The sequence below is a fragment of the Cupriavidus sp. YR651 genome (assembly GCF_900101625.1).
In the GTDB taxonomy this organism is placed as follows: Bacteria; Pseudomonadota; Gammaproteobacteria; order Burkholderiales; family Burkholderiaceae; genus Cupriavidus.
Genome location: NZ_FMYZ01000008.1, coordinates 143,279 through 159,796, shown reverse-complemented (window position 1 = coordinate 159,796; position 16,518 = coordinate 143,279). Strand labels below are relative to the sequence as shown.

The window sequence follows — 16,518 nt, the reverse complement described above, 5'->3', positions numbered from 1 at the left end:
GATCTGGTGTCTGACAGGCAGGAACTGTGGATGGGGCCCGGCGCTACAACAGCCGCAAACCGGCACCGGCGCCGGGATGGGCGGGCGCCGCAACGGCGGGCACAGGGGAATGGGCGGCTATTTTACCGGTTCGCGGCCGCCGGCGGGGCGCCGGCAGCGGCCGCCTGGTTCTCTTTGGCGGGATCGTGGCCACGCAGGCTGCCGAACTGCAGGGCGTACTGGCGCGTCAACTCGGCGCCGAAGAAGAAAATCTGCGCCGAGTAATACACCCAGAGCATCAGCGCCACCAGCGATCCGGCGGCGCCGTACGACGACGCCACGGCACTGTTGCCCAGATAGAGGCCGATCAGCCGCTTGCCCACGGCAAACAGCAGCGCGGTAATGACCGCGCCCATCGTCACATCGCGCCAGGCGATGCGGGCGTTGGGCAGCATCTTGAAGATCACGGCAAACAGGGCCGTGACGACCGCAAACGAAAACGCGGTGGAAAGGATGTCCGCCACGGGCGCGAACCAGGACGCGGTCCAGAGCCGCCCCCAGAAGCGGTCCACCACGGCCAGCGCGGCGTTGACGATCAGCGACACCAGCAGCATGAACGCCAGGACCAGCACGAGGCTGAACGACAGCAACCGGGCGCGCAACAACTGTTGCCAGCCTGCGCCCGCCGGCGGCGGCGCGTGCCAGATATCGTCCAGGCTGCTCTTGAGTTCGGCGAATGCGCTCGTCGCGCCGAGGAAGAGGATGCCGGTGGCGATCGCGGCGGCCATGCCGCTGCCGCCCGCGCGGTGCGTGGCTGCCAGGATCTGCTGGATGGCCGCGGCGCCTTTCTCGCCAACCAGTCCGTTCAACTGGGCGAAGATTTCGCCGCGCGCCGCCTCGGCGCCGAAGAAGATGCCGGCGATGGAAATCACCAGCACCAGGATCGGCGCCATCGAGAAGAGCATGTAGAAGGAAAGTGCCGCACCCTTGCTGGCCGCGCGATGGTCCAGCCAGGACTGGAGGGCGGCCGATAACACGCGCGCGGTGCGCGCCGCGGTGTGGCGGTCGGGCAACCAGCGGCCGCGCGCCGGTCGCGGCGGGGCGTTGTCGGTAGGTCCCGGGACGTGTTCGGATGGCATGCCGGTCAGTCTTCCTCAATGCGTCCTTGATGCGTTCCGCACTGCGCGGAACGGCAGGAGCGCCCCTGGGCGCAAGTGTCGGACTCGACACTGTCAGAGCATGGCAATGGCCGGGCGCGCTGTCTGTCGGCCTGCGTCTGACGCCTGCCGTTCATGATAGTGCGCATTTCCGGCGGCGCCGGGGCGACCTGCTACAGTAAATCGAGGCACACCTGCCGGGGCGGGCACCCGACGCGCCGGACGGAAAGGAGGCTTGTCGTGATCCGCACCTCGCTCGGGCGGCCCATCGCCGCATTCTGTCTTTGCCTGATGGCCCTGGCCGGCTGCGAACGCAGCCAACCGGGCCCCAAGCCGATCTCTGGCGGCACCTCCGCGCCGGGCACTCCCAACGCAGCCACCGCGCCAGCCACCACCGGCGCCTCCGCCACGGCGGGCACGCCGCGCTGATTCCACACGAGGCCGACGCGCACCGGGCGTACCCGTTTCTGCGTTCGATGTCGCGTGCAACGTTGCGTCTGTGAGTGGCGTCCGTTGCCGCGCGCGGCGCGCGGCTCCGCTTTCCACCCGCCATCCCCTGGCAGGCGGGAATCGCTGTTTCAGTCATGCAACCGGGTGCAGCGGTTGCATAATTCGCCGCCGATCGCATGCACAGCGCCACCCGGGCAGCCGATCGGGGCGCTTCCCCACCTTGTTTCCGCCAGCGTGATGCGGGTCCGCCATTCGGACACGATCCGGGCGGCGACCTCCCACCTGCCACGCGAGCCCGTCAGGACGGGACAACTTGCTTGCCTTGTCACGAATTGTCTGACTACGCGCGTTTCCGTCCGCTTGCGTTACAGCGGCGAAACCGATTGATGCCGCCTGGCCGGATCGCGACGCTCGCGGTGACTGACGTAACAGGTGCAACCCGCGTAAAACAAGCGTTTGCGGACCATTGGCACGCTTGTCGCTCTGATCCAGTCAGGGAGAAAGCTGAATCAATGTCTACAACATTACTAGAACGCAGGAGAGGACACAGCCATGCGTCATCCGCCAGCGAGAATGACGGCACGCAGGCGATCCTATCGGCTGGCGGGCCCCGCACCGTCAGTGAAGGATCTGCTGTCGCCGCCCCTGCTTCCGTCTCCACGACGGCCTGCTCGACCCGCCTCCTATTGCGCGGCGTCCAGTCGCGCCCTGGCCGTGTCGGCCAGCCGGCAACGCGCCGGGCATCCGGGACGCTGATCCCCGAACGACCCCGGAGAGGGTCTTCGCCTGTTGCGTTCGGGCGCACGCAGGCGTAAACCGGTTTCATGTGCTCCGTCCCCCGGCGGGCACCTTTTTCCAGAGAAGGGAGGGAGCCACCCATGTACGCCAGAGTCTTCACCACCATCGCGCTGGCCCTGCTCTCGACCGTTGCCTCCAGCGCGTTCGCCGGCAACTACGCTTATTTCGACCGACCCGACGACTGCAACCTGATCAACCACGCGGCCGTCAGCAACGATATTTACGTGCGCAGCTTTGGCTGGGCATGGGGCGATGTCCGCTTCAAGCCGGACCAGAGCCCCCCGCAGCAGAACGAACGCCAGGCGCGCGACAACGCCGCCGATCCGCGCGACGCGCTGCCCGGGCCCATCCACGATGGCGTGACGCCGCAGCGCGGCCGGCGCGGCAAGATCAGCATGTCGTAAGCGTTGCGTTGAACGCGCGAGCCAAGGCGCGCTAGCCTGCCGCCGCTGTCCGGGCGACAGGACAAAGGGGAGCTGGCGAGCGGACGTCGCCTGCTCCCCCTTGGCGCCGAAGCGTTGCTTGCGCGGTATGTCCTGGGACGGCTACTCGGCCGCAGCCCCCGGTTGTGGATCGACGCGGATGTTGTGCTTGTGCATGAGCCGGTACAAGGTCACCCGCGACACGTTCAGTTCGCGCGCGGCCGGCACCACGTGAAAGCCGTGGCTGGCCATCACGGTGCGGATGGCTTCCCGCTCCGCTTCCTCGCGGATCGCGTCGAGCGTCTTGCGTGGCACTTCCACCCCACCATGCAGTTGCAGATCCTCCGCTGTGATCTTGCGGTTATCCGTCATCACGATGGCGCGGCGCACACGGTTGATCAGTTCGCGCACGTTACCCGGCCATGTGTACTGCATCATCGCCTGGGTGGCGCACGGCGAGAACCCGCGTATCCGGCGATGGGCTTCGTGGCCATGCTCGGCCAGTACGGCGTTGGCCAGTTGCAGGATGTCTTCGCCCCGCTCCCGCAGCGGCGGGATGGTCAGCGTCAGCACGCAAAGCCGGTGGAACAGGTCCGAGCGGAACCGGCCGTCGGTCTGCGCCACCACCAGGTCCACGTGCGTGGCGGAGATGATGCGCAGGTCGAGCGGGATGGACTGATGACCGCCCAGCCTCGTGATCGTGCCCTGCTGCAGGAAGCGCAGCAGCGCCACCTGGCTTTCCAGCGGCAGGTCGCCGATTTCATCGAGGAACAGCGTGCCGCACTGGGCCTGTTCGATCCAGCCGATCTTGCGCTGGTTTGCGCCGGTGAATGCGCCTTTCTCGTAGCCGAATAACTCGGACTGCACGAGATGGGAAGGAATCGCGCCGCAGTTGATGGCGATGAACGGGCCCTTGCGGCGGCTGGAGGCTTCGTGGATAGCCTGCGCGGCCAGTTCCTTGCCGGTGCCGGACTCGCCCGAGATGAACACGGGCGCTTCGTTGTGGGCCACCTTGGCGAGCGAACGGAACATCGTCCGCATGGGCGCGCATTCGCCGATCATCGGGCCATGCGACGCCTGTTCCTGCACGCGCGCCCCATGCAGAGACGCCATGCCGTGCGCGTGCTTGAGCGTGTAGAGCAGTTCGTCGAACGAAAACGGCGTGCGCACGTAGTCGACGCAGTAGTCGCGAATCAGACGCCGCACACGTTCGTCTTCCAGCATGGCGGTGGAGGTGATGGCCACCCACATCACATGCAGATATTGCAGGCCCTGTTCCAGCTGGGTCAGTTCTGCATCGCTGTACGGGGTCTGCAGGTCGATGATCCCCGCCATCGGTGCGCTGGCGCGCACCACGCGTTCCAGGTCGCGCACCTGTTGCACGCGCCGGATCTCCCATCCCGACCCGAACTGGTTCGCACTGAATCCAAAATCTTCATAACGCGACACGAGCACGATCTGTGCGGAGCGTGCCGGCGCCTTGCACAGTCGGTCCATGACGTTCTCCCTGACGTTGGGCTTCTTGTTTGTAACGGAACTTCCGGGCACATTGCCGGAGACGGACCACACGGCCCGGTCGGGTTCCGCTGGCTGCGGGGATGCTCCCGCGCGCAACGTCGGCATCACGGTCTGGACAGACTGCGAGATTGTTCGTCAAGCACGCTGAGGTAGTCGCGTCCCGCGTGCAGTTGCTCGCGGATGCGTCGGCGCACCATGTCCTTTTCGCGCATCAGCTCCACGCTCGGCGCTTCCGGTGTCTGGCCGGAGTACTGGAGATACAGCGCCTTGTAGGTGAGCTGGCTCAGGATCCATTCCTGCAACAGCTTGCGCTGGCGCGACAACTCATCAGCCAGCAGCCGATGGCGTTGCAGGAGTCCTTCGACGGCATGGCGTGTGCGTGGCGACACATCGCGGTCTTCGGCAAGCAGTGCGGCGACATCCGTGATGGCGTAATCCTCGTGCCCCTCCTCGCGAAGCACGACGTCGGCCGTGGCTTCACTCATGGAAGGCCGGGCGCGATGTATCGATCGGTTGGCGGATTCGCTGTTGGGCCCGATGTCGGTACGCCGGATTTCTCCTGCGGTCATGATCTGTTCCCCGTTGAACAACACCCCCGGCACTACACGTTCGCGATTACCACTTAGTCTGTTTTTGGATTGAGCTGTCTTGTATGGCACGCGTATGTCCGCGCGCTCGTTCTTTCGTGGTGGCGAAGCCGTCCTTGGTCTGACGGTCTTTTCGATTTCCGGGCCCCTCTTCTGGCGGGCCTTCTCGACTGCGGAAACTGCCGAAAGCGTGATGCCGGAAACAATCCGGCAACTCCTCTGATACCGGAGTCAATAAAGGGCGCTCTTGCGCGCCCTGGGTTGTTGCCACGCCTCTAGTTCAGTGCATTTGGACCGGTTTGTCCAGCCCCGAGTGATCGGTTTCAGCCTTATCTCATACTTTTGTATGAGACGCGAACGCCGCCCCACGCACCATTCCCAAGGTTAATTAGCACTCACATAGCCCGCAGAATCGGGTACGCCGTGACGTCTGATGTCGTGCATCTTGCACGCAGAAACGGGTACGCATCGCCCAAATACCGGCGCCCGATGTCGACGTTTTCATTGCTGCCGCGCGGTCTCTAGCTATGAATGCAACAGGGGCGGTCCATGCCGCCCCTGTTGCATTTCCGACGATCGCGGGCGATCAATGCCCCGGCAAGTAATAGAACTTGAACAGGAAGACGGCGGCGATGATCCAGGCCATCACGGGCACATCCCCGGCGCGGCCGGTCAGGAGCTTCAGTCCGGCATAGGTAATGAACCCGAAGGCCACGCCGTTGGCGACCGAGTAGGTGAAGGGCATGCCGAGCGCGGTGAGCACGGCTGGCACGACCTCGGTCACGTCGGACCAGTCGATATCGATCAACTCTCGCAACATCAGGCACGAGACGTAGAGCAGCGCGGGTGCCGTCGCGTAGGCGGGGACCGTACCGGCCAGCGGCGCAATGAACAGGCAGGCCAGGAACAGAACCGCCACGGTCACCGCGGTCAGGCCGGTGCGCCCGCCCGCCTGGACGCCGGACGCGCTCTCGATATACGCCGTGGTGGACGATGTGCCGAGCAGCGAGCCGGCCATGATCGCCGTGCTATCCGCCATCAGCGCCTTGTTCAGGCGGTGCATCTTGCCGGCCTTGAGCAAACCGGCACGGTTGGCCACGCCCATCAACGTCCCGGTGGCATCGAACAGTTCCACGAGGAAGAACACCAGCACGACGTTGACGATGCCGATCGACAGGGCCGCGCTGACGTCAAGCTTGAGGAAGGTCGGGGCAATCGACGGCGGCGCGGAAAACACGCCGTGGAAGGTGTTGCCGCCAAACAGAAAGCTCAGGACGGTGGTCAGCAGGATGCCGATCAGGATGGCGCCCTTTACCTTGAGCCGGTCCAGCGCGACGATCGCGAAGAAGCCGATGATCGCCATGACGGCAGGCGGCTGGTGCAGGTCACCGATCGTCACCAGCGTAGCCGGGCTGGCCGCCACGATGCCTGCATTCTTGAGCGCAATGATGGCCAGGAACAGGCCAATGCCCGCGGTAATCGCCACGCGGATTGCGTGCGGGATGCCGTTGACGATCATCTCGCGCACGCGGAACAGGGTCACCAGCAGGAACAGGCAGCCCGAGATGAAGACGGCTCCAAGCGCGGCCTCCCACGGCAGCCCCATGCCCTTCACCACGGTATAGGCGAAGTACGCGTTCAGGCCCATGCCCGGCGCCAGCGCAATCGGATAGTTCGCATAGAACCCCATGATCAGCGTGCCGATGGCCGCCGCCACGCAGGTGGCGACGAATACCGCATCCTTCGGCACGCCCGCATCGCCCAGGATGCTCGGGTTGACGAAGATGATGTACGCCATGGTCAGGAATGTGGTGATCCCGGCCAGGATTTCCGTGCGAACGTTGGTGTCGTGCTCCGCGAGCCTGAACAGACGCTCGACGAGACTCGGGGCCCCTTGCCCGAGCTGGTTGGACGGCGCGGGATCGCTGCCTGTCCCTGGGGCCTGGTCCGGCATGGACATGTCTGATTCTCCTGATTGTCGCGGCGCTGGCAGGCTGGCGATGTGCGCAACGCCATGTGTGCTGCCTGGAAAATATGCAAAAAGGCGAGATGATCCCACAGGCATCTGTCGACCGGCCAGCGTCCGATGGGGATTCCCCCGCCTTGACGGAGCCCGGAAACCCCCGTATAAACGCAGGCTAGATTCAAGCGACGAGGCAACAGTTCATTCGTTAGCCACCGTCTTGGTACTTCGGTTGTCCATGGTGTCCTTTCCTTGAGTTGGCAGTGCGGTGGTGTGTGCACCATCGGTTTCTTTATTTATTCTTTTTTGGAAAGCAATACCATGCAAACCGGTATCGTAAAGTGGTTCAACGACGCCAAGGGCTTTGGCTTCATCAAGCCGGACGCCGGCGGTGACGATCTGTTCGCTCACTTCTCGGAAGTGCGCGCTGACGGCTTCAAGTCGCTGCAAGAAAACCAGCGCGTGTCGTTCGAAGTGAAGAACGGCCCGAAGGGTCTGCAAGCGGCGAACATCACGCCGATGTAAGACCTGGCGATCCGGGCGTGCCGAAAGGCGCGTCTTCGCCACAAAACCCCGCCATCCCTGGCGGGGTTTTTTTTCGTCCCGACGCCGCCGAGCGATCGGGCGACGCCGCGCGCCACGCGCGATCAGGTGCACATCTGGCGTCCTGACTGGCTCAGTCGGTGACGCAGAAACGGGTACGCTCGTCGCATCGACCAGAGCTCACCCCGTACGGGGTTCGCATCCGCAGGTCTCCGTCCAGGCACGCAGAAACGGGTACGTTTCTAGTGGCTCAGGCGCATCGAAGCGACTTTCCACTGTCGACACGGGCGCGGTCTGTGGGGACTTCATCGCCCACCAAGGGGCAAATTGCCCGGACGCGCGTCGCCAAGACGCAACATCAGGCGCCGCAGAAACGGGTACGCATCGCGCCACGCCACTCGGCTGCCGACCGTCGCTGCAGCGCTCACAACGCGCCTGCGCTTGCCGCACCTTATCCCCAATCCAAGTTTTCCCCGCAGAAACGGGTACACCTTAGTACCTCGGTGGCTGACTCCACGGACCTTCGTTCGCTAAACGCAGAAACAGGTACGCAGCGCGCCCTTCACCGCGCAATTTTCCGCCGCAGAAATGGGTACGCAGCTGATCGTATACGTTCGTGCCGGCCTGCCGTGCTGCTGCGCGTATACCGAGTTGCGCGCAGAAACGGGTACGCACCCGGAAAGCGCATGTTGCTTAGGTATACGTTGAAAGTAAGCGCTGGCATTTATGCAAAGCTAATGATAGAATGACATCGCGTTTTTCATTCTGGGCAAGGTGCGTTCAATTCCGCGCAGAAACGGGTACGCCAATCAGAATTGGGTCGATCGGAGCGAGCGCAGAAATGGGTACGGTTTTTCGCGATGCGGCAGCAATCGCCTGCTTCGCAGAAACAGGTACGCCGCAGAAATGGGTACGCAACGGGGAGTCGAACAGCTCGAACTAGCGTGGCGCAGAAACAGGTACGCTTTCCCCTGGGAGCGCCGCAGAATTGGGTACGCTGGCGATCGACAAGCTCCCGTGGGGATGCGAATTCGTACCTGTTTCTGCGGGGATAACCCAGGCCTGATGGGCGTATACGTGATCGATCGAGGCTTCCAGGTACATCGTGCGCAGAAACTGGTACGCTTTGCGGCGATGAGGCTGTGGAAAAGCCTGTGGAATCAGTCAGTTGTCCACGCAGAATCCGGTTCGCGGTTTGCGCTGAAACGGGTTCGCATTTCCGCAGATTCAGGTTCGGCGCTTCGCAGAAACGAGTACGAAAGCACGCAGAATCGGGTACACACGGCCGCCTTTTCCCTTTTCAAATCAACGCCCTTTCCCTCCCGTATACGGTTTACGAGTAGTTAACCCGTATCGGTATCGTTTACTTGTAGGTGATGAGCCGCCAACCGTGGACAACCCTTGCGGGTTGCCCACCGCATGCCGGCCATCCTGCCAGTCGCCGGATCCCCGGCCTTCAAACCAGAACGCCCGCAAGAAATGCGTATACGTACCTGTTTCTGCGTGACAACGTTTACGGGTTCGCGTACAAAGGCGGGTAATCCGAAGCCCGTCAATATGCCTATCAAACGCTCCCTGGCCACCGAGGGGGAACGCTCCGTCCTGGATGTGGACAACGAGCCTTCCCGCATCATCGTTCCCGGCAACGAGAACGTCCTCGTCCCGTCCGAGAAATTCCAACGCCTGTTCGACGAAGCCCAGGCCATGGAACGCGAAGACGCATGGCAGAGCGGCGAAGTCGGGTTCCTGAGTCGCGCAAGCGTCCAGGTGACGCTGCCATATCGCGCGCCCAAGGGCGCGCCGCCGGTATGGACGCGAACCAGCGGCAACATTTCGCTGATGATCCAGCCCGGGTATTTCACGCAGCAACGGTCCGAGCGGGCAACCAACGGGCGCCAGAAGCTCGTGTCCGAAACCGTCTCGCTTGGCTACCCTTACGGCTCCTATCCCCGCCTGATGCTTGCGTGGATCGGCAAGGAGATCATGGCCAAGAAGAAGCGGGGCGAGTTTACCGGGACCGTTGAGGACCGCCGTATCTCGCTAGGCAACTCGCTGTCCGAGTTCATGTACAACCTTGGCATCCCGATGGCGACGGGTGGCAAGCGCGGCACGATGACGCTGGTGCGCCAGCAGATGATCCGCCTGTTCTCCGCCACGATCGCCATCGTGCAGAACAAGTCCACGCCGGCGCCGAACCAGAATCCCAACCACGAGCCTCTGTCGATCGATCGAGTCGGCTATCTGCTCGCGGACCAACTGTCCACCTGGTGGGACCCGATGCAGCCTGGCCAGGGGTCCATGTTCGAGAGCTTCGTGGTCCTGTCCGAACCGTTCTTCAATGAGCTCGTCAATCGGCCGGTTCCTGTCGACATGCGTGCGCTGAAAGCGCTCAAGCAGTCACCGTTTGCGCTGGACGTTTACTCGTGGCTGACGTATCGCTTCTTCACGATCCAACGCCGGACGGAGATCCCTTGGGAGGCGCTGCAGATGCAGTTCGGGACCGAAACGGAAAGCGAACGCAAGTTCCGCGCGCTATTCCGCAAGGCACTGAAGGATGTGTTGGTGGTTTATCCGGGGGCCAAGGTTGATGCGGATTCCTCGAAGGCCCTGATCCTGCAGCCATCACGAACGAGTGTGCGCAAGCTGGCCTGAGATACCTCCCCGAGTACAACTGGCGGAGGCCAAAACGAAAAAGGCAAGCGAAACTCGCTTGCCTTTTCCTTTTGCCAGTGATGCGCCGGGGCGCACCACTGACCGTTAGCAGTGAATCAGACTCAGGCCGGCTTGATAGCCGATGCCTGCAGGCCCTTGGGGCCCTGCTTCACTTCAAACGTCACACGCTGACCATCCTTCAGGGTCTTGAAACCCGAGCCCTGAATCTCCGAGAAGTGGGCGAACAGATCTGCACCACCATCGTCGGGAGTAATGAAGCCGAAGCCCTTGGTCTCGTTAAACCACTTGACCGTACCGGTTGCCATAGGAATTTCCTTTCGAAGCAAGTTCTTTGTACACAACGCAAACAACCGTTCAAGCACGTTGAGTTCTCGTAGATACCGAACGGAAGCCGACGAGGTGACACGACTTGACTCGACTGTAGCGCGCATCATAACCAGTTTGTTCTGCTGTGTCATGTGCGGGGTAATGCGCACTACCTTTACTTTAGGCGGATTTACTGCCGCATTTCAAGAAGAAGAATCCCCAAGATTCAGGTATGAGGCTTTCCGGCGAATTTCGCAGTGTTTTCGCGCGGCGCATATATGGCATTGGTATTTTTCTGCAATTAAAAATTTGAATTTTGAAAGACAGGTTGTAGCTCACTGGCAATTTGGCTAAAGTGGCGCCTGAAGTGAACTCGACACATGCGCTTTCAGCGCTGAAAGTGAGGCCAGAGTGCCAGCAAAAATCATCACCGTTTTCAACCAGAAGGGCGGCTGCGGAAAAACCACCGTCAGCATGCACCTGGCTGGCACGCTGGGCTTGCGCGGCGCCCGGTCGATGCTCGTCGACATGGACGAGCAGGGCACCGCTACCCGCTGGGCCGCACAGGCCAGCGATGAACGCCCTTTCCCGGCTTCCGTGATCGGCCTTGCGCCTTCCGGCGGGGCAATGCATCGCGAAGTCCGCAAATTCATCCACGACTACGACTACATCCTCGTCGACTGCCCGCCCGCCGTGCATTCGGCCGCGCCATCGAGCGCGCTGCTGATTTCCGACCTGGCGATCATTCCCGTCGTGCCTTCTCCGCCGGATCTTTGGGCCGCCGTTGCGGCGAAGACGCTGGCGCGGCACGCCCAGGTCCAGAATGAAACGCTGCAGATCCGCGTGATGGCCAATATGGTCCAGCGACGGGTTTCCATCGCGCGCCAGGCAATCGAGATCCTGGGCGACGACGGTGACGTCCCGCTGCTGAACGCCATGATCGGCTCCCGCTCCGCATTTCGCGAGTGCCAGGCGATCGGCTGCACCGTCCACGGAGTACCGGGCGCACGCGAGGCCGTGCAGGAGGTCGACATGATGGTCGACGAGATCCTGTCCCTGATTGAGTAAGACGTATGGCAACGAAATTGAAAAGCCTTAAGGCTGGCATGCTGGCCGGGATGGCGGCAGAGAAGACCCGTAGCGACGCGATCGACCGGTTCGCGCGTGCGGAAGCCGCGATTTCCCAGCATCCCAACGGCCTGTTGCAGACCCCGCGTCCGGAGCGTCCGGCGTCCGTTTTCAGCGCTGAAAGTGTGGAAGCGGCAGAGCCCGGTCGCACGCTGATCAAGGTGCCGCTGGCCCAGCTGCACGATAACCCGTTCAACGCGCGCCGCATCTACGACCCGGCCGTCGTGCAGGAACGTGCTGCATCGATCGCGACCCACGGGCAGAAGACGCCCGGCCTGGCCGCGCCGGACCCCACGCGTCCGGGACACTACATCCTGATCGACGGTCACTATCGCAAACGCGCGCTCGCCTCGGCGGGCAAGCTCGAGATGGAATGCTTCATCGAGAGCGACCTTAGCGACCTGGATTTCTACCGGCTCTCATTCCTGCTGAACGAGCAGCGGTCGGACCAGTCGGCGCTGGACAACGCCATCGCCTGGCGGCAGCTCCTCGATGAAGGAAAAGTTCAAAAGGAAGAAGAAATTTGCGAACTGACCGGCATGTCGGCCGGCACCGTGAACAAGACCCTCGCGCTGCTGAAGTTGCCGGAGTCGGTGCTCGCCGTGATGCGCGAGCGGCCCAGCGCGATTGGTATCGCGGCCGGGTATGAGCTGACGCTGTACTGCAAGATTGCTGGCGAGGATCGGACGCGCGACCTCGCCTCGCGGATCATGAGTGACGGTCTGTCGAGTCGTGAGGTGGAAGCCATCCGCAAGCACGCCCAAGAGGGCAAGTCGCGCAAGGTGAAGGAAATCAGCCGTCAGTACAAGATCCGGACGGAAGCGGGCCAGTTGCTCGGCACGATCAAGGAATGGGATTCAGGGCGCGTGATGCTCGATGTCCAACTGACCGACCGCAACGCGCGCGAGGATCTTCTGGAAGTGCTCAAGTCCCGCTTCGGACTCGACAAGACGCTGATCTGAGGCGCGCCGTAGCCAGGGCTAGCCGCAAGGTAGAGGGCTGCCCGAGGCCCCGGCTAGTCCGCAGCAAAAGGTTCGCTCTGAACGGTAGCGCGACCGCCGGAGAGGGAGAGGGCGGGCCGAAGCTCTCGCGGCGTCCGGGCAGGGAAGTGGGGATCGCAGGATTCCCGGTAGCGGGCCAGCACCGTGCTCAATAACGCATGGAGGCCGCGAACCGAATAGCCGGCATGCGGGGCGGTGGTTGCCTTCCGGCGCGCGTGTCCGGTCGGGGGCGGGGCAGGGGGGGCGAGCAGCGGGATGGCGCCGATATCCTCCCCCACAGGACCACCATTCCGGGCGATCGCCAGACCCCGGTCCTGCCAATGGTTATGCAGGGAACGGAGCAAAAGCGTACCCAATGCTGCGTCCGGAATTTCCAGGTTTTTCCATGTTGCCGACGCCAGTTCGGCCATGCCGAAGTTAGCTTCACGCATCAGCTGGACAGCGGCTTCGGCAGCCCGATAGCGCATGCCGTCCACCGCGGAGCCCCGCTCCCGCAGCCAATCGATGAACGGGGCCACGGTCGCATCATCGAGCCTCGTCGCGGGGTTCGATTCGGCCAACGGATTCCCTTCCGCATCTGGCGCCAACGGCACTTTGACGTCGCCAGATTCGTCAAAGCGTACCCAGTTCTTCCGTGGCGACACCCCGTTCCCCAGCCCTTGCGCGTCAATCCAACTGAACAAGGCGCCGAGCACCCGCAAGCTGTGCCGGCGGCTGGTTTCGCCCAGCGGCCCCGAGAACGGACGCCAGGCCGCGGACTCCCGCGAGGCGCGCGGACCGCACCAGCGGTTGACGGGTGCGGGATCGGCCAGAAAATCCCAAAACGTACCTAAATCTTCGGCAGTGAGAGACAGCAATGGCTTGCCCTGGACGACGGCGGACCAGAGCAGAAGCCGCTCCGCTTCCTTCCGATAGGCCAGCCACGTTGGCGAGTTGTCCGCCGACACAGAAGATAGCCACCGATGGACCCACAGCACTCCCTCCTCATAAGTGCCGTTTATAGCACTTTTGAGGAGGTCAGCAGAATCGGTCGATTCCACGCTCATCCGCTCCAGCGGCACCAGTTGGGCCAATTTTGGGCCGAGCGCAGCGGGCGCCAGCGCTTTGAGGTTCCCGACATGCGCACCCAGAAGTGGGGCGCCGTCCTCATCCTTCACGTGTTGCCGGTTCTCAAAAAGCCACTTATTAATCACCTTCGCGGCAAGTGCCCCAATGCGCGGCACCGCTCGCCACCACCCCGTGCCCCGACGATTGGCCACCGCAACCAACCCGCGTAGCGTGCCGATATCCGCAGCCCGCAGCCGCCGGGCCAGCGCCGGCGCAAACCAGAGTTCCACCCCATGGTCCGCACGGGGGAGGGCCATCCCCAGTCGCTCCAGTTCCGCCAGCGCCTCCACCAGGCGATCCATGCCCCGATTGGAGCGCCCGGGGCCCAGCTCCAGCAACTCCGCCAGATCCAGGCGCCCATGCAGGTGTGCCAACTGGACCATCCGGTCCCGGAGCCCCAGCAGCGTCCGGAGGGCAGATTCCGTTGCGCCATCGTCGTCATCCCCGTCGTCCGACAAATATCGCGCCACCACCATCGCCGCCGGCATGCCCTGCACGTAGGCACGAACCGCCGCAAATTCGCTGCGAGTGAGGTTGACGAGGTGATTTCCGGTGAGCATATGGGCGAGGCGTGATCCAGCGCTAACTTATTGATTGATAAGGCACTTCGCCGGAGCCCGAATCGACCCGGGTCCAAATGTCCAGCAAAACGCAATGCCGATAATTCTAATCGAACATAAGGAGAAGTGGCGCACCGATTACCGCATCCCATATTCCAAAAGGTCGGTTGTCATACTTGTGAGGGAATACCCGTTGCACTGCAGCATCACCTTGCATTCACTTCGCGACCTTCCTATGCTGAACAACAGAATTAGATTTAATTTGAATCAGAGTTCAGAGGCATCTAACGCGTTACATACGCAAACGGGGCGGTCTGGCATCCTCCGAGGGAGGGCCGAACGGTAGCGAACCAGGACGGGGTCGCTGCGTGGCTCAGGAGGCGATACCAGATCGTATGGAAATGCAGCCGCACCAAAAGCGGAGCGTTTCCAACTAGCGCGCCAGGGAATCCTTGCAACCTCCCGAAGCGCGCCAATAAGAAGTGAGCGGCCATGGCCACTATCCTCTTGCTCGAGCCACATCCTTTGCTGCGCCTCGGACTGCGCCACCTATTGGCCCAGGCACATGTTCCAGGTGATCTCGTCGATATCGACCCCGCTACCCTGCACGAACCCGATCCGTGGACGCGCCACGCCGATCTGATGATCTACGGCCTGCCCGCGGACGTCGAAGCCGGATGGCAAAGCCTCGCCGAACTCTGCCAGCGCCTGCAGCCGCTGCGGGTGCTGGTGCTGGCGGACCACACGCCGACGGCCCTGCCGGAAGCGGGCCTGCCTGAAGTGGTACGCGGCCTGCTGGCGAAGACCTGCTCCGCGGATGCGCTCGAAGCGGCGATCCGCCTGGTGCTGGCCGGTGGGGAATGCTTCCCGTCGCAGCTGCCCGCCGCGCGCTGGGCCGAGCCGTCGATGCCGCGCACAACCGCGCCCGCCTCCGCGACGCCCACGGAGGCCCGCCTTGCCGCACCCATCGTGGTGCCGCTGCACAGCGTGCCCACCGATGCGATGGCCAACGGCCCCCATGCGCATGCCTTGCCGCTGGAGACACCTTCGGCCGGCGCGCACCTCCTCAATATCACCGAGCGACAGTACGAGGTTCTCGCCTTGCTGGCGCGCGGCTATCCGATCAAGACAGTCAGCCGATTGCTGAACATCTCGGTGGCAACCGCCAAGACGCACGCGTGCACGTTGTATCAGCGTCTGCACGTGCGCAACAAGGGCGAGGCGGTATACGTGGCGCTCCAGCGTGGTGCGTCGCTGAACTGGCCGGGCCCCACGGTGACCAAGCCGGCGTCGTCGCATGTTTCGATGACAACCGTCGCCCTCCATGCGAGGGAGTCCTGTGAGGCCGCCTGATCCGGGCGCCCCGAGGAATACGCCCCGGGCGGCAAGCCATCCCGTTCCACCATCTGCCGGCCCTCCCTCATCCAAAAGCATGAGGCGGCGGCTGGCCGTGGTTGCTAACTTCTGAAGAAGGTCGGTGCGCGGCGCATCTTCGCCGAAATCAAACGCCGCCACTGCCTGTTTTCCTGGCCCGATTGTCAGCCTGTTAGCCCCGTCGCTAGCCGCGTGTTGCTAGCCGCATTACCTGCCGTTGCCGACGCCTCAGGCGGAGGCCCTCCCGCGCATGCGCCTACCCGGCGCCGGCGCATCCCGATTCGACGCCCCGCCCCTGTGCGGGCGCGCCGCCGGCGCACAACGCCGTGCGGTGTCATGCGTACACAATGCCGATCTCTGTCGATGACGACCTACCTGATCGCCAGCAATGAAATGATGTGCCGCATTCTTGCGCGCCGTATGGAGGGGCTGGATATTCCGACCCCGGTTCGATGGCACTCACCGGAATGGCTGCTCGATGACGACCACGCTGCCGCCCGCGTGATCACGATCGACAATCCCGATGAGGCCGAGCCCGTGCCATACGGCCCGGTCGATATCGTGCTGGTCGATTGCAGCGGCGTGGAGGGCGACCCCCGCGTGCTGCTGGACCGCGTGCATGCCCGGCTGGCGCCTCGTCGCTGGCTGGTCCTGTCCGATGCGCTCGATTCAACGCTGATGGTCCATGCCGCCCGCCTCGGTGCCAGCGGCTGTCTGGCCGTGCCGGCGCCCGTGGAGCAGGTATGCGCAGCCGCGGCGCTGGTCTGGGCTGGCGGCCAGTGCTTCCCCCGCAAGGCGCTCTCACTGCTGCGCGCCCATCATCCTCGTACCACCGAGCCGGCGCCCCCCCTCCCACCCTTGCGTACCCAACCCTTTCATCCCGACGGCTCTACTGCGATCGGATGAAGGCGCGGACGCCCCCCGCGGCCTATGCTTGAAATGCCCGCAGTCA

14 protein-coding genes are annotated in these 16,518 nt (G+C 63.3%); 8 read left to right on the top strand and 6 right to left on the bottom strand.

The genetic code is table 11. The features are described from left to right. Positions 1–122: 122 nt before the first annotated feature. Entirely contained in the window at positions 123–1,118 is a 996-nt protein-coding gene (locus BLR29_RS21695) for a YihY/virulence factor BrkB family protein (protein ID WP_092139427.1), read from the bottom strand. Between the two features lie 258 nt (positions 1,119–1,376). On the opposite strand from BLR29_RS21695, the gene BLR29_RS21690 reads away from it, so the two are divergent. Beyond that, the gene (locus tag BLR29_RS21690) at positions 1,377–1,565 is read left to right on the top strand and encodes a hypothetical protein (RefSeq protein ID WP_092139425.1); all 189 of its coding nucleotides are present in this window, start codon (positions 1,377–1,379) and stop codon (positions 1,563–1,565) included. Between the two features lie 899 nt (positions 1,566–2,464). Beyond that, positions 2,465–2,788: a hypothetical protein gene (locus tag BLR29_RS21680; RefSeq protein WP_092139422.1), complete on the top strand. Its 324-nt coding sequence runs from the start codon at positions 2,465–2,467 to the stop codon at positions 2,786–2,788. Positions 2,789–2,929: 141 nt separating this feature from the next. Here BLR29_RS21680 and BLR29_RS21675 read toward each other — a convergent pair whose 3' ends face one another. The 3 genes from BLR29_RS21675 to BLR29_RS21665 form a co-directional block, all read right to left on the bottom strand. Beyond that, a complete protein-coding gene (locus BLR29_RS21675) occupies positions 2,930–4,303 on the bottom strand; it encodes a sigma-54-dependent transcriptional regulator (protein ID WP_092139420.1) in 1,374 nt (457 codons plus the stop codon). A gap of 125 nt (positions 4,304–4,428) precedes the next feature. Further along, positions 4,429–4,893 (bottom strand): hypothetical protein, encoded by a 465-nt coding sequence (locus BLR29_RS21670; protein ID WP_092139675.1) that lies wholly within the window; start codon positions 4,891–4,893, stop codon positions 4,429–4,431. 604 nt (positions 4,894–5,497) lie between these two features. Then, positions 5,498–6,871 carry an NCS2 family permease gene (locus tag BLR29_RS21665; protein ID WP_092139418.1) on the bottom strand — a complete coding sequence of 458 codons (1,374 nt, stop codon included), beginning with the start codon at positions 6,869–6,871 and terminating at the stop codon, positions 5,498–5,500. Positions 6,872–7,195: 324 nt separating this feature from the next. Here BLR29_RS21665 and BLR29_RS21660 point away from each other — a divergent pair, with 324 nt between their 5' ends. Both BLR29_RS21660 and BLR29_RS21655 read left to right on the top strand, forming a co-directional pair. Next, complete coding sequence (locus BLR29_RS21660; RefSeq protein ID WP_092139416.1) at positions 7,196–7,399, top strand: cold-shock protein; 204 nt, start codon at positions 7,196–7,198, stop codon at positions 7,397–7,399. A gap of 1,575 nt (positions 7,400–8,974) precedes the next feature. Beyond that, positions 8,975–10,069 (top strand): replication protein RepA, encoded by a 1,095-nt coding sequence (locus tag BLR29_RS21655; protein ID WP_092139414.1) that lies wholly within the window; start codon positions 8,975–8,977, stop codon positions 10,067–10,069. A gap of 122 nt (positions 10,070–10,191) precedes the next feature. On the opposite strand, the gene BLR29_RS21650 is transcribed toward BLR29_RS21655, so the two are convergent. Further along, positions 10,192–10,395 carry a cold-shock protein gene (locus tag BLR29_RS21650; protein ID WP_006159056.1) on the bottom strand — a complete coding sequence of 68 codons (204 nt, stop codon included), beginning with the start codon at positions 10,393–10,395 and terminating at the stop codon, positions 10,192–10,194. Positions 10,396–10,807: 412 nt separating this feature from the next. Between BLR29_RS21650 and BLR29_RS21645 the strand changes: the two genes are divergently transcribed. Beyond that, a complete protein-coding gene (locus BLR29_RS21645; RefSeq protein ID WP_092139412.1) occupies positions 10,808–11,464 on the top strand; it encodes an AAA family ATPase in 657 nt (218 codons plus the stop codon). Positions 11,465–11,469: 5 nt separating this feature from the next. Continuing rightward, the gene (locus BLR29_RS21640; RefSeq protein ID WP_092139410.1) at positions 11,470–12,486 is read left to right on the top strand and encodes a ParB/RepB/Spo0J family partition protein; all 1,017 of its coding nucleotides are present in this window, start codon (positions 11,470–11,472) and stop codon (positions 12,484–12,486) included. Between the two features lie 53 nt (positions 12,487–12,539). On the opposite strand, the gene BLR29_RS21635 is transcribed toward BLR29_RS21640, so the two are convergent. Beyond that, entirely contained in the window at positions 12,540–14,192 is a 1,653-nt protein-coding gene (locus BLR29_RS21635) for a phage integrase family protein (RefSeq protein WP_092139408.1), read from the bottom strand. 492 nt (positions 14,193–14,684) lie between these two features. Here BLR29_RS21635 and BLR29_RS21630 point away from each other — a divergent pair, with 492 nt between their 5' ends. Both BLR29_RS21630 and BLR29_RS21625 read left to right on the top strand, forming a co-directional pair. After that, positions 14,685–15,545, top strand: coding sequence for a helix-turn-helix transcriptional regulator (locus tag BLR29_RS21630; protein ID WP_092139406.1), 861 nt, complete (start codon positions 14,685–14,687; stop codon positions 15,543–15,545). Positions 15,546–15,929: 384 nt separating this feature from the next. Then, the gene (locus tag BLR29_RS21625; RefSeq protein WP_255371352.1) at positions 15,930–16,472 is read left to right on the top strand and encodes a helix-turn-helix domain-containing protein; all 543 of its coding nucleotides are present in this window, start codon (positions 15,930–15,932) and stop codon (positions 16,470–16,472) included. The last annotated feature ends 46 nt before the right edge of the window (positions 16,473–16,518 follow it).